The organism is Methylobacterium carpenticola (assembly GCF_042748905.1).
In the GTDB taxonomy this organism is placed as follows: Bacteria; Pseudomonadota; Alphaproteobacteria; order Rhizobiales; family Beijerinckiaceae; genus Methylobacterium; species Methylobacterium carpenticola.
Map to the genome: position 1 here is coordinate 6,612,677 of NZ_JBHZEO010000001.1, position 23,953 is coordinate 6,636,629.

General features: G+C 71.7%; 15 protein-coding genes and 1 pseudogene. 10 read left to right on the forward strand and 6 right to left on the reverse strand.

Going from position 1 to position 23,953, the window contains the following annotated elements; all coding sequences use genetic code 11:
• The first annotated feature begins 76 nt into the window (after positions 1-76).
• Together ACE101_RS30605 and ACE101_RS30610 are read left to right on the forward strand one after the other, a co-directional pair.
• Positions 77-742: a response regulator gene (locus ACE101_RS30605; RefSeq protein WP_379138081.1), complete on the forward strand. Its 666-nt coding sequence runs from the start codon at positions 77-79 to the stop codon at positions 740-742.
• Complete coding sequence (locus ACE101_RS30610; RefSeq protein ID WP_379138084.1) at positions 739-2,142, forward strand: sensor histidine kinase; 1,404 nt, start codon at positions 739-741, stop codon at positions 2,140-2,142. Before ACE101_RS30605 ends, ACE101_RS30610 begins: the two co-directional genes overlap by 4 nt.
• A gap of 53 nt (positions 2,143-2,195) precedes the next feature.
• Here ACE101_RS30610 and ACE101_RS30615 read toward each other — a convergent pair whose 3' ends face one another.
• A complete protein-coding gene (locus ACE101_RS30615) occupies positions 2,196-4,505 on the reverse strand; it encodes a PAS domain-containing protein (RefSeq protein ID WP_379138087.1) in 2,310 nt (769 codons plus the stop codon).
• 232 nt (positions 4,506-4,737) lie between these two features.
• Between ACE101_RS30615 and ACE101_RS30620 the strand changes: the two genes are divergently transcribed.
• From ACE101_RS30620 to ACE101_RS30640, 5 genes are all read left to right on the forward strand, one after another.
• Positions 4,738-7,683: a response regulator gene (locus ACE101_RS30620; protein WP_379138090.1), complete on the forward strand. Its 2,946-nt coding sequence runs from the start codon at positions 4,738-4,740 to the stop codon at positions 7,681-7,683.
• A gap of 287 nt (positions 7,684-7,970) precedes the next feature.
• Positions 7,971-10,214: a glycogen debranching protein GlgX gene (gene glgX / locus ACE101_RS30625; protein WP_379138093.1), complete on the forward strand. Its 2,244-nt coding sequence runs from the start codon at positions 7,971-7,973 to the stop codon at positions 10,212-10,214.
• Positions 10,215-10,316: 102 nt separating this feature from the next.
• Positions 10,317-10,694: a response regulator gene (locus ACE101_RS30630; RefSeq protein WP_379138095.1), complete on the forward strand. Its 378-nt coding sequence runs from the start codon at positions 10,317-10,319 to the stop codon at positions 10,692-10,694.
• Entirely contained in the window at positions 10,691-12,637 is a 1,947-nt protein-coding gene (locus tag ACE101_RS30635) for an AI-2E family transporter (RefSeq protein ID WP_379138098.1), read from the forward strand. The genes ACE101_RS30630 and ACE101_RS30635 overlap by 4 nt, the downstream gene beginning before the upstream one ends.
• On the forward strand, positions 12,634-13,986 hold the full coding sequence (locus tag ACE101_RS30640) for a pentapeptide repeat-containing protein (RefSeq protein WP_379138100.1): 1,353 nt from the start codon (positions 12,634-12,636) through the stop codon (positions 13,984-13,986). The genes ACE101_RS30635 and ACE101_RS30640 overlap by 4 nt, the downstream gene beginning before the upstream one ends.
• A gap of 239 nt (positions 13,987-14,225) precedes the next feature.
• Here ACE101_RS30640 and ACE101_RS30645 read toward each other — a convergent pair whose 3' ends face one another.
• Complete coding sequence (locus ACE101_RS30645) at positions 14,226-15,584, reverse strand: UDP-glucose dehydrogenase family protein (protein ID WP_379138102.1); 1,359 nt, start codon at positions 15,582-15,584, stop codon at positions 14,226-14,228.
• Positions 15,585-15,919: 335 nt separating this feature from the next.
• On the opposite strand from ACE101_RS30645, the gene ACE101_RS30650 reads away from it, so the two are divergent.
• Positions 15,920-16,648 carry an SGNH/GDSL hydrolase family protein gene (locus tag ACE101_RS30650; RefSeq protein WP_379138104.1) on the forward strand — a complete coding sequence of 243 codons (729 nt, stop codon included), beginning with the start codon at positions 15,920-15,922 and terminating at the stop codon, positions 16,646-16,648.
• 40 nt (positions 16,649-16,688) lie between these two features.
• Here the strand turns inward: ACE101_RS30650 and ACE101_RS30655 are convergent.
• The 3 genes and pseudogenes from ACE101_RS30655 to ACE101_RS30665 form a co-directional block, all read right to left on the reverse strand.
• Positions 16,689-17,225: pseudogene (locus tag ACE101_RS30655) on the reverse strand (IS630 family transposase); the annotation flags it as partial.
• 17 nt (positions 17,226-17,242) lie between these two features.
• The gene (locus ACE101_RS30660; RefSeq protein WP_379126108.1) at positions 17,243-17,662 is read right to left on the reverse strand and encodes a winged helix-turn-helix domain-containing protein; all 420 of its coding nucleotides are present in this window, start codon (positions 17,660-17,662) and stop codon (positions 17,243-17,245) included.
• 408 nt (positions 17,663-18,070) lie between these two features.
• Positions 18,071-20,719 carry an MGH1-like glycoside hydrolase domain-containing protein gene (locus ACE101_RS30665; RefSeq protein ID WP_379138106.1) on the reverse strand — a complete coding sequence of 883 codons (2,649 nt, stop codon included), beginning with the start codon at positions 20,717-20,719 and terminating at the stop codon, positions 18,071-18,073.
• Positions 20,720-20,969: 250 nt separating this feature from the next.
• On the opposite strand from ACE101_RS30665, the gene ACE101_RS30670 reads away from it, so the two are divergent.
• On the forward strand, positions 20,970-21,434 hold the full coding sequence (locus ACE101_RS30670) for a RidA family protein (RefSeq protein ID WP_379138109.1): 465 nt from the start codon (positions 20,970-20,972) through the stop codon (positions 21,432-21,434).
• A gap of 154 nt (positions 21,435-21,588) precedes the next feature.
• On the opposite strand, the gene ACE101_RS30675 is transcribed toward ACE101_RS30670, so the two are convergent.
• Complete coding sequence (locus ACE101_RS30675; RefSeq protein ID WP_379138112.1) at positions 21,589-22,167, reverse strand: amino acid synthesis family protein; 579 nt, start codon at positions 22,165-22,167, stop codon at positions 21,589-21,591.
• A gap of 240 nt (positions 22,168-22,407) precedes the next feature.
• Between ACE101_RS30675 and ACE101_RS30680 the strand changes: the two genes are divergently transcribed.
• Positions 22,408-23,898 carry a flavin-containing monooxygenase gene (locus ACE101_RS30680; protein ID WP_379138114.1) on the forward strand — a complete coding sequence of 497 codons (1,491 nt, stop codon included), beginning with the start codon at positions 22,408-22,410 and terminating at the stop codon, positions 23,896-23,898.
• Positions 23,899-23,953 lie beyond the last annotated feature (55 nt).

The following is a 23,953-nucleotide window of genomic DNA, read 5'->3' on the forward strand; positions in this document are numbered from 1 at the left end:
CGACCGACACCGGAGGCTACACAGGCTCGGGAGGGAATTCCAAGCCGCGCCGGCGGGTCGCCTTGAGGAGGCGGGGATGCGGGTACTCGTGGTCGAGGACGATGCCGCCCTGGCCCGGGGTCTGGTGGCGGCGCTCCGGCTCTCGGGGCTGACCGTGGACCACGAGGCGGACGGGCAGGAGGCGGCGCGGCTCGCGCTCTCCGAGCCCTACAGCCTGGTCGTCCTCGACGTCGGCCTGCCGGGCCTGTCGGGCTTCGAGGTGCTGCGCCGCATCCGCGCGGCGGAGAGCGCGGTGCCGGTGATGATCCTGACCGCCCGCGACGCGGTGACGGACCGGGTGCGCGGCCTCGACCTCGGCGCCGACGACTACCTGCTCAAGCCTTTCGCCCCGGAGGAGTTCGAGGCGCGGGTGCGCGCCCTGATCCGGCGCGGCCAGGGCGTGCCGAACCCGGTGCTGCGTTGCGGCGCCCTGGCGCTCGACCGCAGCGCCGGCCTGGTCACCCTCGCCGGCGAGCCCGTGACCCTGCGGCGCCGGGAACTCGCGGTGCTCACGGTGCTGATGGGGCGGGCCGGCAAGGTGGTGCCGAAGGAGCGGCTGAGCGCGGAGGTGTTCGGCTTCGACGAGGCGGTGGCGCCCAACGCCCTCGAACTCTACGTGGCCCGCCTGCGCAAGAAGCTGCAGCCGGGCGGGCCGGAGATCCGCACCATCCGGGGCCTCGGCTACCTGCTGGATGCCGGATGAGCGCGCGGCGCCCCTCGCTGCGGCGCGGGCTGATGGCGCGCATGCTGCTGCCCGCGGCAGCCCTCGCCCTCGTCCTCGGCTTCGGCGGCGCCCTGGTGATCCGCGACGTGGTCGAGACGACCCACGACCGGCTCCTCGACGGCTCGGTGCTCGCCATCGCCGAGCGCCTCGCCGTGGACGACGAGAACGAGGTGACGGTGGACCTGCCGCGGGTGGCGCTCGGCATGCTGGAGAGCCAGGCGCAGGACCGGATCTATTACAGCGTGAGCTACGGCGGGCATCTGGTGACGGGCTACCGGGACCTGCCGCGCGCCGCCGTGGCGGAACTGGAGCCGGGCGTCACACGCAACTGGGACTCGGTGATGCGCGGGGCGCCCGTGCGGGTCGCCGCCCAGGCCCGGCGGCTCTACGGCAAGCCCGAACCGGTCCTCGTGCAGGTGGCGGAGACGCGGGAGGCGCGCGAGGCGCTCATGACCCGCCTGCTCGGGGGCCTGATCCTGCTCGAAGCCGGGCTTCTCGGCCTCGTCGGCGTGCTCACGTGGCACGGGATCGGCCGGGGCCTGGAGCCGCTCAACCGGCTGAGCGCCGAGATCGACGCCCGCGCGGTGCCGGGCGCCATCAGCCTCGGACCCCTCGACGCCTCGCAGGTCCCGGTGGAGGCGGCGGCCCCCGTGCTCGCCTTCAACGCCCTGCTCGCCCGGCTGGAGCGGACGATGGCGGCGGTGCGCCGCTTCACGGCGGATGCCTCGCACCAGATGCGCACGCCGCTCGCGGTGCTGCGCACCCATTGCGACCTTGCGCGCCGCTACGGGGTGGCGGCAAGCCCCGAGGGCCGCGCGGCCCTCGACGACATCGAGGGCGCGGCCCGGCGGCTGGAGCATCTGCTCGCCCAGCTTCTCGCCCTCGCCCGCGCGGATGAGGGCGCGCTGCCCCTCTCGGAGGTGGATCTCGGCGAGGCCGCGGCACAGGCGCTGGCCGAGCGGGTGCCGCAGGCGCTCGCGGGCGGGATCGAGGTGGCGCTGGAGCGGCCCGACGATCCGGTGCCCATCCTGGCCCATCCGACCCTGGTGGGCGAGATCATCGGCAACCTCGTGGACAACGCCATCCGCTACAACCGGGCGGGCGGGAGCGTGGTGGTGCGGGTGGTGCGCGACGCGGCGGGCGCGCGCGCCGAGATCGAGGACGACGGGCCGGGCATCCCGCCCGCCGAGCGCGAGAAGGTGTTCGAGCGCTTCCACCGCATCGTGCGGGCGGGCGCGCCGGAGGGCAGCGGCCTCGGCCTCGCGGTGGTGCGCGCGCTCGCCGACCGGATCGGCGCCGCCGTGACGCTGGAGGATGCGGCCCGGGGCGGCCCGGGGCTGCTCGCGCGGGTGGCGTTCCGGAGCGGCACCGGGCCGTGAGGCCGAAAGCGGCGGATCGCCGGGAGCGAGTGACCTCGCAGGCCCGGTGCGGCTCACCCGTCCGCCAGGAACGCCTGCAAGGGCGCGCGGGCGCGGCAGATCACGCCGGCCGGCTCGTAGGCGAGCGAGAGCGTCCCGCCCACCTGCCCGGTGAGGCCCCGCTCGATCAGCCGCGAGCCGAAGCCCTTCCGGTCCGGCGGTGTCACCGGCGGGCCGCCGCGCTCCTCCCACAACAGGCAGAGGTCCGGCCCCTCCGCGCCCTCGGCGAGGTCCCAGGTGAGGCGGACCCGCCCCTCCGGCACCGAGAGGGCGCCGTACTTGGTCGCGTTCGTGGTCAGCTCGTGCAGCATCAGGGCGAGCGACAGGGCCGCCCGGGCACCGATCTCGATGACGGGGCCCGCGGCGTCGACCCGGTCGGCGACCTCCGCGCGGATGCCGATCCCGCGGTTCACGACCTCGGCCAGGGAGGCGCGTTCGAGCACTCCGTCGAGCAGGATGTCGTGCGCCTTGCCGAGCGTGATGAGCCGCGCGGCCAGCACCTCGCGCACGGTCTCGAGATCGGTGGCGCCGCGCATGGTCTGGACGGTGACGGCCTGCACCATGGCCATCAGGTTCTTCATGCGGTGGCTGAGTTCCTGGTTCAGCAGCGCCTGCATCGCCTCGGCGCGCTTGCGCGCGTCGATGTCCGAGATCGCCGCCACCGCGCCGGTCAGCCGCCCCTCGGCATCGCGCATCGCGGCCGCGGCGACCGAGATCCAGGCGCGGGTCCCATCCCCCCGCTGGTACTCGACCTCGGCCGCGGCGTGGTCGAGCCCCTCGCGGATGACCCGGGCGAGCGGGTAGTCCCCGCCCGCCATCCGGCGCCCATCCGCGTGGAAGCCGATCCACTCCCCGTAATCCTCCGCCCCGGCCGAGCGCAGCACCGGGTGGCGCAGGATCGTCTCCAGGCGCCCGTTGCCGCCGAGGATGCGTCCGGAAGGCGCCTCCGCGAACAGGATGCCCACCGGCACCGTGTCGAGCACGGTGCGCAGCCACGCCTCGCTCGTCTGCTGCGCGGCCTCCGCGCTGCGGATCCCGGTGAGATCGAGCATCGCGCCGATCATGCGCACCGCCCGGCCCTGCTCGTCGCGGATGACGTAGCCGCGGTCGAGCACGGGGGCGTAGGATCCGTCCGCCCGCTCGAAACGGTAATGGTCGCTCCAGGCGCTGCCGGTGCCGTCGATGGTGGCGTGGATCGAGGCGTCGATGCGGGCGCGGTCCTCCGGATGGATGCGGGCGATCCACCACTCGCCGGTCGGCTCCGTCGTCTCCGGCCCGTGCCCGTAGGCCTCGGTCAGGGCCTCGTTCCAGAGCACGTGGTTGGTGGCGAGGTCCCAGTCCCAGATCGCGTCGGTGGTGGCCCGGGCGGCGAGGCGGTAGCGCTCCGCGGTGGTCTTGAGCGCGAGGTCGGCCCGCTTGCGTGCGGTCACGTCGCGCACCGTACCGATGAAGCGCACCGTCGCGCCGCCCTCGACGATGGCCTGCCCCCGGGCGGCGAGCCAGCGCTCCTCGCCCGTGTCGGCGGCGATCACCCGGTACTCGGTATCGAAGGTCCGGGTGCCGGAGGGGTCGAGGGCCCGGCGCACATCCGCATCGGCCCGCCCCCGATCGGCCGGGTGGAGATGCCGCAGGAAGGTGTCCTCGTACCCGACCGGGCCCCGCTCGGGGACCCCGAACAGGGCACGCACCCGGGCGTCCCAGCGCAGCTCGCCCGAAACGGGGTTGAAATCGAACACGCCGATGCCGGTCGCCTCGGCGGCGAGCCGCAGCTGCTCCTCGGCCCGGGCGCGGGCGGCCAGGGCCTGCCCGCGGTTCTCGACGGCCCGCCGCAGCTCCAGCTGCATCATCACCTGGCGGGCGAGCGCCCTGAGCCCGCCCTGCTGCTCGTCCGTCAGCCCCTCCGGACGGGGCTGCGTGTCGATCACGCAGAGCGCCCCGAGGGTGAGCCCCTCCGGCGTCCGCAGGGGTGCCCCGGCATAGAAGCGGATCCGCGGCTCGCCGGTCACCAGCGGGTTGTCGCGGGTGCGGGGATCGCCGGTGAGGTCGGGAATGATCAGCACGTCCTCGCCGGTGAGCGCATGCGCGCAGACCGAGCGGCCGAGATCCGTCTGGCAGGCGGCGAAGCCGGTCCGCGCCTTGAACCATTGCCGGTCCTTCGCGACGAGGCTCACCAGGGCGACGGGGGTGCGGCAGATCTGGGTGGCGAGCTGGACGACGTCGTCGAAACCCTGCTCGGGCTTCGTGTCCAGAATGTCGTAGCGGTCGAGCGCGGCGAGGCGCGCGGGATCGACGATCGCGTCGGTCGGGCCGGCCTGGGAATTCATGCGACGCCTCACCGGAAAACGTCTCTCCGCACAATCCGGGTGCCGTCTCCGCCGAGACCGGGCCGTCCCGAATACCTCATCCGCCGGCGCGCCGCACCGGGTCGGCGGAACAGGACGCGGAAATTGTTTGGTCGCCGGCGCGGCACACGATGAAATCCGGCCGGGGCCGCGGTGCGATCGGCGAAGATCCGCGTTGTCGGTCACGCAGAGCGTGACAATGCCGCAAGGGACCATGACGATCGGGACCGCCTTTTCGAGCCGCCGGCTCCACCGCATCCTCCGCCTCCGCCCGTCCGTCCCGGCGCTCGCCACGCTCCTCATCGGCGTCGCGGTCGCCGCCGGGATCTGGAGCGCGGTCCGGAGCGAGGCCACGCGGGCCGAGACCGCCCGGCTGACCGGCGTCGTCGCGCAGAACGAGCGCGTGCTCTCGACCCTGAAGGATCTGGAGACGGGGCTGCGCGGGTTCATCCTCACCGGCGACCCGGGCTATGCGGAGCCCTACGAATCGGCCCTTGGCCGGATCGACGGCGAGCTGGCCGCCCTCGAAGCCGTCGACCTCGATCCCGCCCGGCGCGAGGCGCGCCGCCGGCTCATCCAGGCGGAGCGGGCCTACGCGGCCCGCGCCATCGCGGCGCGCCGGCAGGAGGGGGCGGAGGCCGCCATGGCGATCGTGCGCACCGGCGAGGGCAAGCGCACCATGGACGCGATCCGGGCCCTGACCGCCGCGGCGCAGCAGGATGCGGCGGCCGCGCTGGAGCAGCTCGTCGCCCGGGAGCGGGTCGGCGCGCCGCTGCGGCTGGCACTGGCGGCCGCGGCGGCCCTCGCGGCGGTCGGCCTGCTGGGGCGCCTCGCCCTGGTGCGCCGCCGGGAGGGGCGCCGGATGGCGGCGCTCCTCGACGGCGTCCTGGAGAACGCGCCCGTGGGACTCGGCTTCCTCGACCGCGACCTCACCATCCGCCACATGAACCGCGCCCTGGAGAGCATGAGCGAGCGCGGCTTCGGGGCGGATGTGGGTGATCCGATCTGGGCGCTGCTGCCCTCCTTGCGCGACGACCTCGCGCCCAAGCTCGCGGCGGCGCGCGACGAGGGCCTCGTCACCGCCAACGTGGAGGTCGGCGTGCCGACGCCGAGCGCGCCCGGCAGCGTGCGCTACTTCCTGATGAGCTTCTTTCCCTTAAGGCGCGACGTGGACGACCGCCACGCCCAGGCGGACGGGGTCGGAGTGGTGATGTCCGACATCACCCTGCGCAAGCTCTCGGAGGCGCGCACCAGCGAGAGCGAGGAGCGCTTCCGCTCGCTCACCGAGGCCACCTCGGCCATCGTCTGGCGCACGACGCCCGAGGGCGTCTTCACGCCCGCCACCTCCGAATGGACGCGCTTCACAGGCCAGACGCCCGAGGAGGCCGCCGGCCAGGGCTTCCTCGATGCGCTGCATCCGGAGGACCGCGCCAAGACCAAGGCGGCCTGGGAGCATGCGGTCGAGACCCGCACGCTCTACACGGTCGAGCACCGCCTGCGCCGCCACGACGGGATCTACCGCTACATGGAGGCGCGCGCCGTGCCGGTCCTGGAGAAGGACGGCCAGGTGCGCGAATGGGTCGGCGCGCACACGGACATCACCGCCCGCAAGGAGGCGGAACTCGCGCTCGAAACCGCGCGCGAGGCGGCCGAGGAGGCCAACCGCGCCAAGAGCCAGTTCCTGGCCAACATGAGCCACGAGCTGCGCACCCCGCTCTCGGCCGTCATCGGCTATTCGGAGATGCTGCAGGAGGAGATGGAGGATCTCGGCGCCGACACCCTGCTGCCCGACATGCGCAAGATCGAGTCGAATGCCCGCCACCTGCTCGGCCTCATCAACGACGTGCTCGATCTCTCGAAGATCGAAGCGGAGCGGATGGAGATCTTCGCCGAGGATTTCGACGTGGCCGACACGGTGCGGGACGTCGCCGCCACGGTGGGATCGCTGGTGGCCAAGAAGGACAACCAGCTCGAGATCAAGCTCGGCCAGGATCTCGGCCAAGCGCATACCGACGTCACCAAGCTGCGCCAGTGCCTGATCAACCTGCTCAGCAACGCGGCGAAGTTCACGCAGGGCGGCCGGATCGTCCTCTCGGCGGAGCGGAGCCGCCGCGACGGCAGCGCGTGGCTGCGCTTCACCGTGACGGATACCGGCATCGGGATGAGCGCGGAGCAGCAGGCCAAGCTGTTCGAGCGCTTCACGCAGGCCGACGCCTCCACCACGCGGCGCTTCGGCGGCACGGGGCTCGGCCTCGCCATCACCCGCGCCTTCGTCCAGATGCTGGGCGGCGAGATCCGGGTCGAGAGCCGCGAGGGCGAGGGCACCACCTTCACCATCGACCTGCCGGCCCGCTACCGGGAGGAGGCGGACGGGGACGCGGCTCCCGCCGAGGCGGTCCCCGTCCGCACCGCGGCGGCGGACAGGGCGAACGATCTCGTCCTCGTCATCGACGACGACGCGGCGACCCGCGATCTCCTCACCCGGTTCCTGCACCGGGACGGTTTCCGGGTCGTCGCCGCGGCGGACGGGCGCGCCGGGCTCGAGCAGGCCCGGGCCCTGCGCCCGCGGGTGATCCTGCTCGACGTCACCATGCCGCGGATGGACGGCTGGGCGGTGCTGCGGGCGTTGCGGGCCGATCCCGACCTCGGCGCGACCCCGGTGATCATGGTGACGGTGCTCGACGAGCAGAACCTCGCCTTCTCGCTCGGCGCCACCGACTACCTGCACAAGCCGGTGGCCTGGGGGCAGCTCAAGGAGGCGATGGAGCGCTTCCGGCCGGCGATTCACGAGGGACCGGTGCTGGTGGTCGACGACGACCCGGACGTGCGCGAGCGCATCACCGGCCTGCTGACGCGGGAAGGCTGGCGGGTGGCCTCGGCGGCGAACGGCCGGGCCGGCCTCGACGCGGTGGCGGTGCGCAAGCCCGGGCTGATCCTGCTCGACCTGATGATGCCGGAGATGGACGGGTTCGGCTTCCTGCGCGGCCTGCGGGCGCGGCCGGAATGGCGCGACATCCCGGTCGTCGTGCTGACCGCCAAGGACGTCACCGCCGACGACCGGCGGCGGCTCGCGGGCCAAGCCGATCACGTGCTGCAGAAGGGCGGGCTCAGCATGGCCGACCTCGCCGCCACGGTCCGCTCGCTCCTGGCGCCGTCGTAGAGGGTCAGCGGGGGGTGACGGCCGAGGCCGCGGGCCTCTCCCCGCCCCGCTTGCCCAGGGCTGCCCGGCAGACCGCTTCCTTAATGTCACCCTCGCCGCCGCGGAAGCTTGGCCGTCGAATGAAGCCGAGTCGAGCCCCCGTCATGCTCGGGATTCTCGCTCCTTCCCCGGGACCTTTCCCCTAGGACGGACGTTGAGCGACCTGGCGGAACTTGGCAGCACAGGACGCGCCGCCGCCAGCGCGGATGCGAGGAGCCGAAATGGCCGGGAACGAGGGAGCCAGCCTGATGGCGGGTCCACATGTCATGCAGCGGGCGCGCATCCGGGAGGGCCAGCCGTTTCCCTTGGGAGCAACCTGGGACGGGCTCGGCGTCAACTTCGCCCTGTTCTCCGCCCACGCCACCAAGGTCGAACTCTGCCTGTTCGACGATGCCGGCGAGACCGAGATCGAACGCATCCCCCTGCCCGAATACACGAACGAGATCTGGCACGGCTACCTGCCGGATGCCCGCCCCGGCACCATCTACGGCTACCGCGTTCACGGGCCCTACGAGCCCGAGGCCGGCCACCGCTTCAACCCCAACAAACTCCTCATCGACCCCTACGCCAAGGCCCTCGTCGGCTCCATCGAGTGGAACCCCGCCCTCTTCGGCTACCGCATGGAGAGCGGCGACGACCTCAGCTTCGACGAGCGCGACAGCGCCCCCTACATCCGCAAGTCCCGGGTCATCGACCCGGCCTTCACCTGGGGCCGCGACCAGAAGCCCAACGTCCCCTGGGACAAGACCATCATCTACGAGGCGCACGTCAAGGGCTTCACCAAGCGCCACCCAGCCGTGCCCGAGCGCCTGCGCGGCACCTACGCCGGCCTCGGCTCGCCCGCGGTGCTCGACTACATCCGCAGCCTGGGCGTGACCTCGGTGGAACTGCTGCCGGTTCACTCCTTCGTGCAGGACGACTACCTGCGCCAGAAGGATCTGTGGAACTACTGGGGCTACAACACCATCTCGTTCTTCGCCCCGGCCCGCCGCTACGCCGCCGTGCCCGACTTCGCCTTCTCCGAGTTCAAGGAGATGGTCGCCCGCCTGCACGGCGCCGGCCTCGAGGTCATCCTCGACGTGGTCTACAACCACACGGCGGAGGGCAACGAGCGCGGGCCGACCCTCTCCTTCAAGGGCATCGACAACGCCTCCTACTACCGCCTCCTCCCCGACCAGAAGCGCTACTACATCAACGACACCGGGACCGGGAACACCTTCAACCTCTCGCATCCCCGCGTCCTCCAGCTCGTCACCGATTCGCTGCGCTACTGGGCGACGGAGATGCGGGTGGACGGCTTCCGCTTCGACCTCGCCACCATCCTGGGCCGCGAGAGCTACGGCTTCGACGAGGGCGGCGGCTTCCTCGACACCTGCCTTCAGGACCCGGTCCTGAACTCGGTGAAGCTGATCGCGGAGCCGTGGGATTGCGGGCCGGGCGGCTACCAGGTCGGCGGCTTCCCGCCAGGCTGGGCGGAGTGGAACGACCGCTTCCGCGACGACGTGCGCGCCTACTGGCGGGGCGACGACGGCCTCCTGCCCGACCTCGCCGCCCGGCTCACCGGCTCGGCCGACAAGTTCAACAAGCGCGGGCGCAAGCCGTGGGCCTCGGTGAACTTCATCACGGCGCATGACGGGTTCACGCTGGCCGACACGGTGTCGTACAACGACAAGCACAATGAGGCGAACGGCGAGGACAACCGGGACGGTCACTCGCACAATCTGTCGTACAATTACGGGGTCGAGGGTCCGACGGCGGATGCGGGGATCCGGGCGGTGCGGTTCCGGCAGATGCGCAACCTGCTGGCGACGTTGTTCCTGTCGCGGGGCACGCCGATGCTGCTGGCGGGGGACGAGTTCGCGCGCACGCAGCAGGGCAACAACAACGCCTATTGCCAGGACAACGCGATCTCGTGGCTGGACTGGGAGGCGATCGGGCCGGAGGAGCGCGACCTCGCCGAATTCACCCAACGCCTGATCCTGCTGCGCAAGGCGCTGCCGATCCTGGTTCGCGGGCGCTTCCTCACCGGGCGCTACGACGAGGAGCTCGGGGTCAAGGACGTGGCGTGGCTCACCCCGGACGGGACCGAGATGACGCCGGAGCACTGGAGCGACGGGCATGCCCGCTCCCTCGCCGTCCTGCTCGACGGCCGCGCTCAGGAGACCGGCATCAAGCAGCAGGGCTCCGAGGCGACGCTGCTCCTCCTCGTCAACGCCTATCACGACGTGGTGCGGTTCCGGCTGCCGAAGACGGCGGGCGGGCACGAATGGGTCCGCCTCATCGACACGAACCTGCCTGAGACGCAGGATGCCGCCTCGCTCACCGCGGGCGACATCTACGACGTGACGGGGCGCTCGATGCTGGTCCTGGTTCTGCGGCCGGATGGCGGCGAGGCGTCGAGCGGCGTCGAGCATTCCTTCACCCACGTGATGCAGGCCTTCGAGCGCGCGAATGCCGAGCACGTGGCCTTCGGCTCGGTGCTTCCGAGCTGAAGTCCCCCTCCCCTCGCAGCCACCGCGCGGCCGCGAGGGGAGGGATGCCGTCACCCGAGGCGAGATGCAGCCCCCGCATCGCCGCAGGCCGGAGATGTCCAAGTGACCAAGATCCTGCTCGTCGAGGACCACGAAGAGATCTGGGACTTCCTGTCCCGGCGCCTCACCCGCCGCGGCTACGAGGTGGTGATGGCGCATGACGGCGATGCGGGCGTGCAGCAGGCCCGCTCGGCGCGTCCGGACGTGATCCTGCTCGACATGAACCTCCCGATCCTCGACGGGTGGTCGGTGGCGCGCACGCTCAAGTCGAGCCCCGACACCCAGACGATCCCGATCATCGCGCTCACCGCCCACGCCATGTCGGGCGACCGGGAGAAGGCGCTCCAGGCGGGCTGCGACGATTATCATCCCAAGCCGATCGATTTCGCCAAGCTGCTCGGGCAGATCGGCGCGGCCCTCGACGGGGCGCCGGAGGCGTGAGCGACGATCCGGTCACCGCCCGGCGGCTCCGGCAGGCGCTGCCGCTCTTCGTCGCCCTGGCCGTCATCACGGGCGTGCTGGCGCTCGCCGTGCTGCTCTCCCTCGGCCGCGAGATCCTGGTGCCGATCACCCTCGCCATCCTGCTCAGCTTCGTGCTGGTGCCGGCGGTGCGGGCCCTGCGCCACCTGCGGATGCCGCGCGCGGCGGCGGTGATGCTGGTGGTCCTGCTGGCCTTCGGGGCGCTCGGCGCCATCGGCAGCCTCCTCGTCGGCGAGGCGACCCAGCTCGCCGCGGACCTGCCGCGCTACTCCCTCACCATGCGCGACAAGCTGAAGCTCCTCCAGAGCGCGACATCGGGCGGGGGCGGCCTCTCGCGGCTCATCGAGATGGCCTCCGATCTCGGGCGCGAGCTGAACCCGGAGCCGCCAAAGGATTCCGCGGTCGCCCCGGCCGGCGCACCGATGCGCGTCGAGGTGATCGAATCCCGCTCGAGCCTGCTCACCACGCTCGGTGCCTATGCGGGCCCGGTGCTGCATCCGCTCGCGACGGCGGGCCTGATCCTGATCTTCACGATCTTCATCCTGCTGCAGCGGGAGGACCTGCGGAACCGCGCCATCCGGCTCGCCGGCTCCGGCGACCTGCAACGGACCACCGCGGCCATCGATGACGCCACGACGCGGCTCACCCGCTTCTTCGTCGCCCAGCTCGGCCTCAACGCGGCCTTCGGGCTCGTGATCGGGCTCGGCCTGTGGTGGATCGGCGTGCCGAGCCCGCTCCTCTTCGGCGTGCTGGCCGGCATCCTGCGCTTCGTGCCCTATATCGGCGCGGTGATCAGCGCGGTCCTGCCGCTGATCCTGGCGGCGGCGGTCGACCCGGGCTGGTCGATGGTGGTGGCGACCGCGCTCCTGTTCCTCATCGTCGAGCCGATCGCGGGCCACGTCGTCGAGCCGCTGCTCTACGGGCATTCGACCGGGCTCTCGCCCGTCGCGGTCATCCTGTCGGCCACCATCTGGACCTTCCTGTGGGGGCCGGTCGGGCTCGTCCTGGCCACGCCGCTCACCGTCTGCCTCGTGGTGCTCGGGCGCCACGTCGAGCGGCTGCACTTCCTCGACGTGATCCTCGGCGACGAGCCCGCCCTCGCCCCCCAGGAGATCTTCTACCAGCGCATGCTCGCGGGCGATCCGGGCGAGGCGATCGAGCAGGGGCTGCAATTCCTCAAGGCCCGCGCCCTCGTCACCTACTACGACGAGGTGGTGCTGGCCGCGCTCCGGCTCGCCCAGGAGGATTTCGCCCGCGGCACCCTCGACCGCTCCCGGCAGGAGGCGGTGGGCGAGGCCTTCCGCACGGTGGTGGAACGGCTCGGCCGCGCCCGCATGAGCTTCTGGCGCCGTGCCCTCGGCCGCGAGGCCGCCGCGGCCGTCGCTGCGGTCGGCCCCGATTCGCGCTCCGCCGGGGTCGTCCTCACCCGCGAGGCGCTGGCGCCCCGCTGGCAGGGGGCCCGGCCGGTCCTGTGCGTGTCGAGCGGGGGCACCTTCGACCTCGCCACCACCCAGATGCTGAGCCAAGTGCTCGACCGGCACGGCCTGGCGACCCGGGTGACCACCCTGAAGGACCTGCGCGACGCGCGGCCGGATGCCGAGGCCCGGGAGATCGTCCTCGTCTGCTTCTCCTATCTCCAGCCGATCAGCCTGTCGCAGATCCGCTTCGTCGTGCGCCAGACGCGCAAGCTCCTGCCCGACGTGACCGTGCTCGTCGGCTTCTGGGGCGAGCGGGACCCGGCGACCCTCGCGCGGCTGCGCCGGTCCACCTCGGCGGACCTCCTCGTCACCTCGCTGAGCGACGCCCTCGAGGCCGCGCTCGATCTCGCGCGCACGGCGCCCGCCGGTCCTCCGCTGCGCGACCGCCGGCGCGTGCCCGGTGCCGCGGAGACGGTCCAGGCATGAGGGAGCCGGAGGCGCGCACCGCGTCCTTCCTCGCTCTCCTCCGCCATGGCGGCACGCCGTTCCAGGCCGCCGAGCCGCCGCAGCTCGCCGGCCTGCGGGCGGACCGCGAGAGCCTGCGAGGGTGCTTCGACCCGGCCGCGGAGCCGCCGCCCTGGTGGGACGCGGCCTGCGAGGGCCTGCACCTCGCCGGCGCGCAGCTCGGCGCCGCCAACCTCGTGGAGGCGGACCTCACGGGGGCGAACCTGTCGCGGGCGAACCTCGCCGGGGTGCTCGCCCGCTCGGCCCGCTTCGAGGTGGCCCGGATCGAGGAGACGGATTTCACCGGCGGCGATCTCAGCGGCGCGCACTTCGCGGGCGTGGCCGGTGGGCAGGCCGTGTTCGCGGACGCCATGCTGGAGGATGCGCGCTTCACCGGGGCGGCCCTGCGCTTCGCCACCCTGCGCCGGGCCCTCCTCGACGGGGCCGACTTCACCCGGGCCGACCTGTGGGGCGCCGACTTCACCGACGCGGATGCCGACGACACCCATTTCCGGCAGGCCCGGCTCGACGAGGCGGTGCTCGTCAACGTCAACCTCACGGGCGCGGATTTCGAGGGGGCGAGCCTGAAGAAGGCCCGCCTCACCGGCTCGCGGCTGCGGGGGGCGAACCTGTCCGGGGCGAAGCTCGACGGCGCCGACCTGAGCGGGGCCGACCTCTCGGACACCCAGCTCGTGCGGCTCAACCTCACCACCTGCTCCCTACGCCACGCGCGCTTCGCCAATGCGTGGCTCGACGGCACCCGCCTGCGGATCGGCCAGCTCGGCGGCGCGGTGGGCGAGGAGGCGGCCGGCGACTACGCGGGCGCGGTGGCGAGCTACCTCGCCCTGGAGCGCAACATGCGCAGCATCGGCGACCGCGCCGGGGCGAGCTGGGCCTTCAAGCGGGCCCGCCGCATGGGACGGCACCATGCGGGCCAGCGCGCGCTCGCCGCGTGGCGCGCGCGGGATTGGCGCGCCGGGCTGCGCGACGGCTACGGCTGGGCCGCGGACCGCTTCGTCGAGTGGCTGTGCGATTACGGCGAGAGCCTGTCGCGCATCGTGCGCGCCTTCGCCCTCGCGATCCTGCTCTTCGCCCTCCTCTACGGGCTGACCGGCGGGCTGATTCCCGAGGGCCGGGACGGCAGCCCGACCTACAACCCGCTCGATCTGGTGAGCTACAGCGCCCTCAACATGATGACGGCCAACCAGCCGGAACTCGGCATCAAGCCGGTCGGGCGTCTCACCAATGCCCTGGTGGGCACGCAGGGCGCACTCGGCATCATCCTGATGGGCCTGTTCGGCTACGTGCTGGGCAACCGGTTCCAGCGCTAGCGCAGCGCCCGATCACGGTGCAATCGGGCGCTGCTCGAAGCCTCTAATTCTACCGCATTGTCTGCGACGAACCGGGATCCGCTTCGTCGGACACTGCTCCAAGCAGGTTCGCAAAAGTGGCCGCCGCTTCTGCGAAACCCTCGAGGCCGATGGCGCCTCCATGGCCGAGGATTGCGGCGGCCACGAGCTCCTCGCGGAGTGGGAGCGCGCCGCCGCGGGCGGGAAGCCCGACGTGTCGCTCACGCCCCGGCGGTCTCCGGCACCGGCAGGGCGGGCGCCACCGGCCATTCCCGCCGCCCGCCGACGCCGAGGTAGCGGAAGCCGTGGCGCGTCGCCTCCGCGGGGCCGTAGACGTTGCGCAGATCCACGAGGATCGGCGCCGCCATCGCCTCGCCCAGCCGGGCGAGGTCGAGGGCCCGGAAGGCGTTCCACTCGGTGACGATCACCAGGGCATGCGCGCCCTCGGCGCAGGCGTAGGGATCCTCCGCGAAATCCACCTCGTCGCCGAGAAGGCGCCGCGCCTGCTCCATGCCGACGGGATCGTGGGCGCGCACGCTCGCCCCCGCGTCGAGGAGGCCGGTGATGATCGAGAGGGAGGGCGCGTCGCGCATGTCGTCGGTGTTCGGCTTGAAGGTGAGGCCGAGCACCGCGATCCGCTTGCCCCGCACGCTGCCCCCGCAGGCCAGGATCACCTTGCGGGCCATCGCGCGCTTGCGGCTCTCGTTGACCGCCACCACGGTCTCGACCAGCCGCACCGGGCTCCCCGCATCCTGCGCGGTCTTGACGAGCGCCAGCGTGTCCTTGGGAAAGCAGGAGCCGCCGTAGCCCGGGCCGGCATGCAGGAATTTCGGGCCGATCCGGTTGTCGAGCCCGATGCCGCGGGCGACCTGCTGCACGTCGGCGCCGACCTGCTCGCACAGATCGGCCATCTCGTTGATGAAGGTGATCTTGGTGGCGAGGAAGGCATTGGCCGCGTACTTGGTGAGTTCGGCGGTGCGGCGCGACGTCACCAAGATCGGGGCCTGGTTGAGGTAGAGCGGGCGGTAGAGTTCGCTCACCACCTCGGCCGCCCGGGTCTCCTCGGCGCCGATGACGATGCGGTCGGGCCGCTTGAAATCCGCGATGGCCGCGCCCTCGCGCAGGAATTCCGGGTTGGAGACGACCGCGACCTCCGCCTCCGGGCGAACCTCGCGGATGATGCGCTCGACCTCGTCGCCCGTGCCGACCGGCACCGTGGACTTGGTGACCACCACCGTGAAGCGGGTGACCGCGGCGGCGATCTCGCGGGCGGCCTGGAACACGAAGCTGAGATCGGCGAAACCGTCGCCGCGGCGCGAGGGGGTGCCGACCGCGATGAAGACCGCGTCGGCCTCCGCGACCCCCTCGGGCAGGTTCGTGGTGAAGGAGAGGCGGCCCTGGCGGACGTTGTCGGCGACGAGCGTGTCGAGGCCCGGCTCGAAGATCGGGATCCGGCCGGCCCGCAGGGCCTCGATCTTGGCCGGATCCTTGTCGACGCACACCACCGTGTGCCCGAAATCGGCGAAGCAGGCGCCCGAGACGAGACCGACATAGCCGGAGCCGATGATCGCAATCCTCATGATGCCAATCCTGCTCTGCCGGCTCGTTTCGCGGGACGGGGCAGTATCGGCCCGTCATCCCCCACCACAGCCGACCGTTGCCCGAGGTATCCGGAGGGTATTTCCCGCCTTCGCACCCGCAAACCGGCTATTCCGGCTAGGACTGCGAGCCATCCAGGCAGGCTGCCCCCCGGAAGGATTAGGGCGGAGGGCGCGAAGGAAGGAGATCGTGGACGGCGACGGGATCCGGCACGACGAACCGACGGAGCTTGCGGCGCCGTCACGCTGCGGCGATATCGGGACCCGGAACGCCGACGCCCCGGGGTGCGGCCGCACGGAACGATCAGGATGCACGCATGAGGATGGCCGCTCGACTGGCGCTCTGCGGCGGGATCGTCGTCCTGGGTGCCGTTGCCTTGCGCGCCGGTGCGGCCCATCCGCCGGCGGGCGCGTGCGATCCGCACGGCGTGCTGCTGACGACGCTCCCGGCCCCTCCCCCGAACATCGACGCAGTCCGGCGGCATCTCGCGACGAGAGCCCTCCTCCCCGACCAGGCCGATACGGTGCTGATCGGTGACTCGCTCGTGCAGGGCTGGCCGCCCGCCCTGGCCGAGGCGGCCTTCGGCCGCGTGGTCAATCTCGGCGTGAACGGGGACAGGACGCAGAACGTGCTCTGGCGGCTGGGCGACCTGACGCCGGACCGCTTGCGGCAGCTCCACCCCAAGCGGGTGCTCATCATCATCGGGACCAACAACCTCAGCTCCGACTCCCCCTGCGCCGTGGCGGCCGGCATCCGCGCGATCATCCGGCAGGCCCGCAGCATCTGGCCCGGGGCGACCGTCGCATGGGTCGAGATCCCGCCGCGCGGCGCCGCCTTCGCGGATTTCGCGAGCAAACGGGATCAGGTCAACGCGGAGATCAGGGCCACCGAGCGCACCATCGATGTCGACAAGGCGATATCCTGCGACCGGCATCAGCCCTGCGCCCATTACCGCCCGGACCTGCTTCACTGGACCCGGGCCGGCTACGAGGTGCTGGGTGCGGAAGCGCCCAAGGCGTTCCGGGCGTTGGAAGCCAAGCGATGATCATCGCCCGGACCTCTCTCGTTGTCTCATACCGCCGCGCTTATGAACTGATCTGTTTCAGGTAGGGGTAGGCGCAGAGGGACTTGATGCGGCCGGTCTCTGCCGCGAGCGCAGTCCAGGCCCGGCAGCACGCCTCGACGACGGCCTCGTAGTCGGCCAGAAGCCGGTGGGAGAGGTAGCGCTCGCGCAGGTAGAGCCAGACACGCTCGACCGGGTTCAGCTCGGGACTGTAGGGCGGCAGCGGCACGAGGGTGAGGTTGGGCGGGAGCGTCACCGCGCGCGGATCGTGCCAGCCCGCACCGTCCAGCACCATCACAGCGTGGGTGTCGGCTGGGATGCTGGCCGCAAAGTCGGCCAGGAAGCGATCCATGGCCTGAGTGCAGACCCGCGGCAGCACGAGGGCGAACTCCTCGCCTGTGGCGGGCCGCACGGCTGCGAAGATGTAGGCTGAGGCGAAGCGCTTGTCGCACAGCCCTGGCGGGCGTTGGCCGCGCACCCACCAGCGATGGCCGGTCCGGCCCTTCTGGCCCACGCGCGCCTCGTCCATGAACCAGAGCGCGATCGTCTTGTCCGGATGGGCTTGGGCCGCCGCCGCTACGGCGGTGCGAAGCCCCCTTTGGCGAAAGCGGCCGCCGCACGGGCGTTCCGCTTCGGGTGAACGGGCCTGGCCTTCTGCTTCGACAGCCCGAGCCGACGCACGACCCGCGACATGGATTGCGGGCACATCGTCTTGTCGAACCGCTCCTCGATGAAACGGCAGAGGTCCGGCAGCGTCCAACTCGACGGCTCCCCTTGCTCGGGATCTGGCCCAACCAGGATCCGATGCACCAGAACTGCTTGCTCACCCTCGCTGAGGATCTCTCGCCTGTGGCCGTGCGGACGATCCACCAGCCCGGCCAACCCCTCGGCATTGAACCGGATCACCGCATCGCGCAGAGCTTGGCGCTCCATCCCGGCCGCCCGTGCCGCCTCGGCGCGGCTCATGCCTTCCAGCGCATTGGCGATCGCCAGCATCCGCTGCGCTGTCGAACGGCGAGGCTCTTTCCTGGCCCGCCGCCTCAACTCAGTCGGCGTCGCGACATCCTCCCGGATTGGCAAACCGCGTCCCATTCCGACCTCCCGCTCAGGCAGGAGCCAATTGAATCAGCTGCTTCCTTCCCGGGGAACACCCATCCGAGTCACCTCAATCGCGCGCCGGTATCATACGGTTTCCGGATGATCGCTTCGCGATGCGGAAACCGGCCTCGCTCAGGCGCCGCGCGGGCTCCTGATACGGTTTCCGGAAGTGATCTTCCGGAAACCGTATCAGAGCGTGTCCGGCTGCTCTCGGCACCCCTCCGATACTCTCTCCCGCTCTCCCATCGTCGCCCTGAGATGCGAGAGTGGGAAAGCCCGCAGGATCGATCCGGGCTGGCACGCCCCCTACCGGCGCTTGGCCTGGTTCAGGAGCAGGCCGAGGACGAGGGCGGTCCAGCCGGTCTGATGCGAGGCGCCGAGGCCGCGCCCGGTATCGCCGTCGAAGAACTCGTGGAACAGGAGCGCATCGCCGTCCCCGGATGACGCGCCGACCGGCATCCGCCCGCCGAAGATCGGCCGCCCGCCATCCGCGCCCTTGGTGAACAGGGCGATCAGCCGGTCCTCGAGGGCATCCGCGATGGCCTTCAGGGTGCGGTGCTCGCCCGAGCCGGTCGGGTACTCGACCAGGAAGTCGTCCCCGTAATAGGCGTGGAAGCGCCGCAGGGATTCGACGATCAGGTAGTTCATCGGCATCCAGACCGGCCCGCGCCAGTTCGAATTGCCGCCGAACATGTTGGAGGTCGAATCGGCCGGGTCGTAGCGGACGGTGAAGGAGGCCCCGAACGCGTCGAGCGAGTAGGGATGCTCCTTGTGGACCTTCGAGAGCGAGCGGATGCCGAAGGGCGAGAGGAACTCGCTCTCGTCGAGCATGCGCCGCAGCAGGGCCTTCATGCGATGCCCGCGCAGCAGCGACAGGAGCTTGCGGTCGCCGACGCCCCCTTCCGTCCAGCGCGAGACCAGCCGGGCGAGGTGCGGGCGGTGCTCCAGCACCCAGTGCAGGCGGCGCGCGAAATCGGGCAGCCGCTGGAGCATGCCCGGCTCGATCACCTCCACCGCGAAGAGCGGCACCAGCCCGACGATCGAGCGCACCCGCAGCGGGATCATAGCCCCGTCCGGCAGGTCGACCTCGTCGTAGTAGAATTCGTCCTCCTCGTCCCAGAGGCCGAAGCCCTCGCCGCCCATGTCGGTCATCGCCTCGGCGATGAGCAGGAAATGCTCGAAGAACTTGGAGGCGGTGCTCTCGTAGACGTCGTTGTGCAGGGCGAGTTCGAGGGCGATGCGCATCATGGTGAGCGCGTACATCGCCATCCAGGCGGTGCCGTCGGCCTGATGCACGAGGCCGAAGCCCGGCGGGGGCCGCGAGCGGTCGAACACCCCGACATTGTCGAGCCCGAGGAAGCCACCCTGGAAGACGTTGCGGCCCGTGGCGTCCTTGCGGTTCACCCACCACGTGAAGTTGATCAGGAGCTTGTGGAAGACGCCCTCCAGGAAGGCGAGGTCGCCGCGCCCGCCGCGCCGGTCGCGGTCGATCTCGAACACCCGGAAGGCCGCCCAGGCATGGACCGGCGGGTTGGTGTCGCCGAACTCCCACTCGTAGGCCGGCAATTGCCCGTTCGGGTGCATGTACCACTCGCGGGTGAGCAGCAGGAGCTGGCTCTTGGCGAAGCCCGGATCGAGCAGCGCGAGCGGCAGGCAGTGGAAGGCGAGGTCCCAGACGGCGAACCAGGGATATTCCCACTTGTCCGGCATCGAGAGCACGTCGGCGGCCGCGAAGTGGCGCCACGCCCCGTTGCGGATGTCCCGCCGCTCCGCGGGCGGCGCGGGCTGGAGCGGATCGCCCTGCTGCCAGAGGCGCACGTCGTAGCGGTAGAGCTGCTTCGACCAGATCAGCCCCGCGGCGGCCTGACGGAAGATGGCGCGGCGGTCGGCATCCTCGATGCCGTCCTGAAGATCCTCGTAGAAGGAATCGGCCTCCGCGATGCGCTGGTCCAGCACGAGGTCCTGCCGATCGACCGGGCGGGACAGCGTGCCCGCGCAGAGCCGCAGGCGCAGCCGGACGCGCTCGCCGGCCCCGAGGCGGAGCGCGTAGCGCAGGCCGAGCTTCGTGCCGGAGAGCGCCGAGACCGCCCCGCGCTCCCCCTCGACGATCGCCGCGTGGATCCCGTCCTTGAACGGCCCGGGCGCCTCCGGCTGCCCGGCGTGGCGGCGCAGGTTGGTGTCGTTCTCGCAGAACAGCAGGTCCGGCTCCCCCTCGTAGGTGAGCCGGTAGGGACCGAGGCGCGGGTGCGCGCAGGCGACCGCCCCGTCGGGCAGCCGGGTCAGGCGCGGGCGCTCCCGGCCGGCCTCGTCCCAGGACCACGTGTTGCGGTACCAGAGCTGGGGCACGAGGTGCAGGGCGGCCGGCGCGCCGCCCCGGTTCACCACCGTCACCACCATGTGGATGTCGTGGATGTCGGCCTTGGCGTACTCGACCGTCACGTCGAAGTAGCGGCCGTCCGCGAAGACCCCGGTCTCCTCGATCTCGTATTCCGGCTCCGCGCGCCCGCGCCGCCGGCTCTCGGCGAGCAGCGCCTCGTAGGGGAAGGCGGCCTGCGGGTAGCGGTAGAGGAACTTGAGGTAGGCGTGGCTCGGGACCGCGTCGAGGTAGTGGTAGAGTTCCTTGACGTCCTCGCCGTGGTTGCCCTCCTCGTTGGTGAGGCCGAACAGCCGCTCCTTGAGGATGCGGTCGCGGCCGTTCCAGAGGGCGAGCGACAGGCACAGGAGGCCGCGGTCGTCGCATAGGCCGGCGATGCCGTCCTCGCCCCAGCGATAGGCCCGCGAGCGGGCCTCCTCGTGGGTCAGGAAGCGCCACGCATTGCCGTCCCGGCTGTAATCCTCCCGGACGGTGCCCCATTGCCGCTCGCTGAGATAGGGCCCCCAGAGGGACCAGGGCCGCTCGCCCCGTCCCTGCTCCGCGATGCGCCGCCGCTCGGCCCAACGATCGACTCCGTCCACGGCGCTCCTTGTCCCGTTCGAGGGTCGGGGGCGAGGAGGCGCGCAGACCCGCAGCCCGGTCTCCCCTGCGGCAGGTCATGCATTTTCAACGCCAAACCGCCCCGACACCAAGCCGCCCCGACACCAAGCCGCCCCGACACCAAGCCGCGGATCCTGCGCGGCGCCCTCGCGCGGACGGGGCGCCCTCCTGTAGAGGGCTGGAGGCCGGGCGGCGGCCTGCCCCGCTTCCCCGAGCGCATGGAGACGATCGATGAGCCCTGAAGAGAAGCTGGCCCAGCTCGGCCTGACCCTGCCCGCGGTGCCGGTCCCGGTCGCGAACTACGTTCCCTACCGCCTCGTCGGCGAGTTCCTCTACCTCTCGGGCCAGGGCCCGAAGCGGCCGGACGGCACCTACCGGCCGGGCCGGCTCGGGCGGGACGCCACCATCGAGGAGGGCTACGCCGATGCCCGCCTCGCCGGCCTCCAGCTGCTCGCGGTCGCCAAGGCGGCGCTCGGCGATCTCGGCCGGATCAAGGCCGTGGTGAAGCTCCTCGGCATGGTCAACGCGGAGCCGGACTTCGCCGACCACCCGAAGGTGATCAACGGCTGCTCGGACCTGTTCGTGGAGGTTCTCGGGGAGGCCGGCCGCCACGCCCGCTCGGCGGTCGGCATGGGCTCCCTGCCGAACGCCATGACGGTGGAGGTCGAGGCGATCCTCCAGGTCGAGACGGCCTGAGCCCGCGGCGGCGGAGCTTTGCTCCGCACGCCTGGGCGAGGCCGGATTCCGCATCGCGAAGCGATTGCGCAGCGATCGCCGAGCGATCAGCCGGAACCGTATGACCGTGCTCCGCGAGCGGCGCGACGCCGCTCGCGGCCTCTCCGCCTGCGCCTCAGCGCAGGCCGTTCCACTGCGCGATGTCCTCCTTGGCGAGACCGCCGACCCGCGCGTGGGGCCGTCCGCCGGTGGTCATGGCCAGCGCGAACAGGATCTCGTCGGCCCGGGGCGCATCGGCCACCGCCACGGTGATCCCGTCGAAATGCGAGCGCACATAGGCCGCGTCCTTGTGGTGGATCGGCACGTCGAGGACGGCCCCCATCGGGCCGACCTTGGTCATCGACGGCACGATGGCGAGCGCTTGGCCCAGGAGTTCGCGCATGGCGTAGCCTCCCGGCACGTGCCAGAGGGCGCCATGCTCCAGCTCGCCCGCCGCCCCCACCAGGGAGCCCTTGCCGTAAGCCTCGATCCGGCTCGGATCGTTGCCGAGGGCGGCGATGAGCTTCTGCGCGCATTCGAGGCCGATCGGCTTCAGCGCCTCCATCATCGGCACGATGTCGGGCTCGTAGCGGCCCGCGAAGGGGTTCTTCACCACGCAGGCGAGCGCGCCCTTGAGGACGGGGGTCGCGAGCGGCGGGCCGCCGTCGTGGCGCACCTCCTCGACGGTGACGACGATCTTGCGGACCTCGATCATGGCTGTCTCCCCGGCGCGCCGCCTCCCGCGGCCGCGCTCCGTTGTCCGCCGAAGCGGCCGCGACCGCAACGGGGGCCTCTGGACCTGCACGGGCCTTGGCCGCAATGAGAGGGTGCCAAATGGCCGAGGCGTCGGCTTGCCCACGTTTCGTCCATCGAGATTCCGGATGTGTCGCAGGTTCTTGTCGCAGAACCGGCGGCCCCTTTTGCGAAACCTGCTTCGACGATCACGAGGCTCAGCATGGCCCAGACCCCCGCCCCCGCACCGGACCCGGCCGGAACGGCGCGCGACCTCGACGTGCTGGTGATCGGCGCGGGCATCTCCGGCATCGCCGCCGGCTACCACGTCCAGGCGCGCCTGCCGGGGACGCGCTACGCGATCCTGGAGGCGCGCGAGGCCATCGGCGGAACCTGGGATCTCTTCCGCTACCCCGGCCTGCGCTCGGATTCCGACCTCTACACCTTCGGCTTCAGCTTCCGGCCCTGGACCGGGGAGCGGGCGATCGCGGACGGTGCCTCGATCCTGCGCTACCTGCGCGAGACCGCGTCGGAATTCGGCATCGACCGGCACATCCGCTTCGGTCATCGGGCGCTCGGCGCCGCATGGGATTCGGCATCCGCGCGCTGGCGGGTGGAGGTCGAGATCCGGGGCGCGCCCGCCCGCTTCACCTGCCGGTTCCTGTTCGTCTGCGCCGGCTACTACGACTACGCGGCGGGCTACCGGCCGGACTGGCCCGGATTGGCGCGCTTCGGCGGGCGCCTCGTCCACCCGCAGGCCTGGCCGGCGGATCTCGACCATGCGGGCCGGCGCGTGGTGGTGATCGGCAGCGGCGCCACGGCGGTGACGCTGGTGCCGGAACTCGCCCGAACGGCGGCCCACGTCACCATGCTCCAGCGCTCGCCGAGCCACATCCTGTCTCTGCCCGCCGAGGATCGGATCGCCCGGGCGCTCGGCCGCGTCCTGCCCGCATCCCTCGCGCATCGCCTCACGCGCTGGAAGAACATCGGTCTCGGCATCCTGTTCTATCAGCTCTCGCGCCGGAAGCCCGACCTCGTGGCCCGCAAGATCCGCGAGGGCGTGCGCGCCGAACTCGGGCCGGATTTCGACGTCGACCGGCATTTCACCCCGGCCTACGCGCCCTGGGACCAGCGCGTCTGCTTCGTGCCGGACGGCGACCTCTTCCGGGCGATGCGCGAGGGTCGGGCCTCGATCGTCACCGATCACATCGAGACCTTCACCGAGACGGGGCTGCGCCTGCGCTCGGGGTCCGAACTCGAGGGGGACATCATCGTCACGGCGACCGGCCTCGCGCTGAAGATGCTCGGCGGCATGACGCTCACGGTGGACGGCCGGCCGGTCGAGGCGCCGGACACGGTGCTCTACCGGGGCATGATGCTGAGCGACGTGCCCAACCTCGCGGTGGCGATCGGCTACACGAACGCGTCCTGGACGCTGAAATGCGAACTCACCGCCCGCTTCGTCTGCCGGCTGATCGCCCGGATGGACGCGCGCGGCGAGGCGTGGTGCGTGCCGCGGCGGGGCGGCACGGCCGGGGAGGCGCCGGCGATCGACTTCACCTCAGGTTACATCCAGCGCTCGCTGGCGCTGCTGCCGAAGCAGGGCACGCGCCGGCCCTGGCGGCTCTACCAGAACTACGCGCTCGATCTCGCGACCCTGCGCTTCGGCGCGCTGGAGGATGGAGCGCTGGAATTCGGGGGGCGGAGGTCGTGAGGGCCCGAGCCCCCGGCGATGGACCCGGAGGCTGCACCGCGCCTCATCGGCGGCT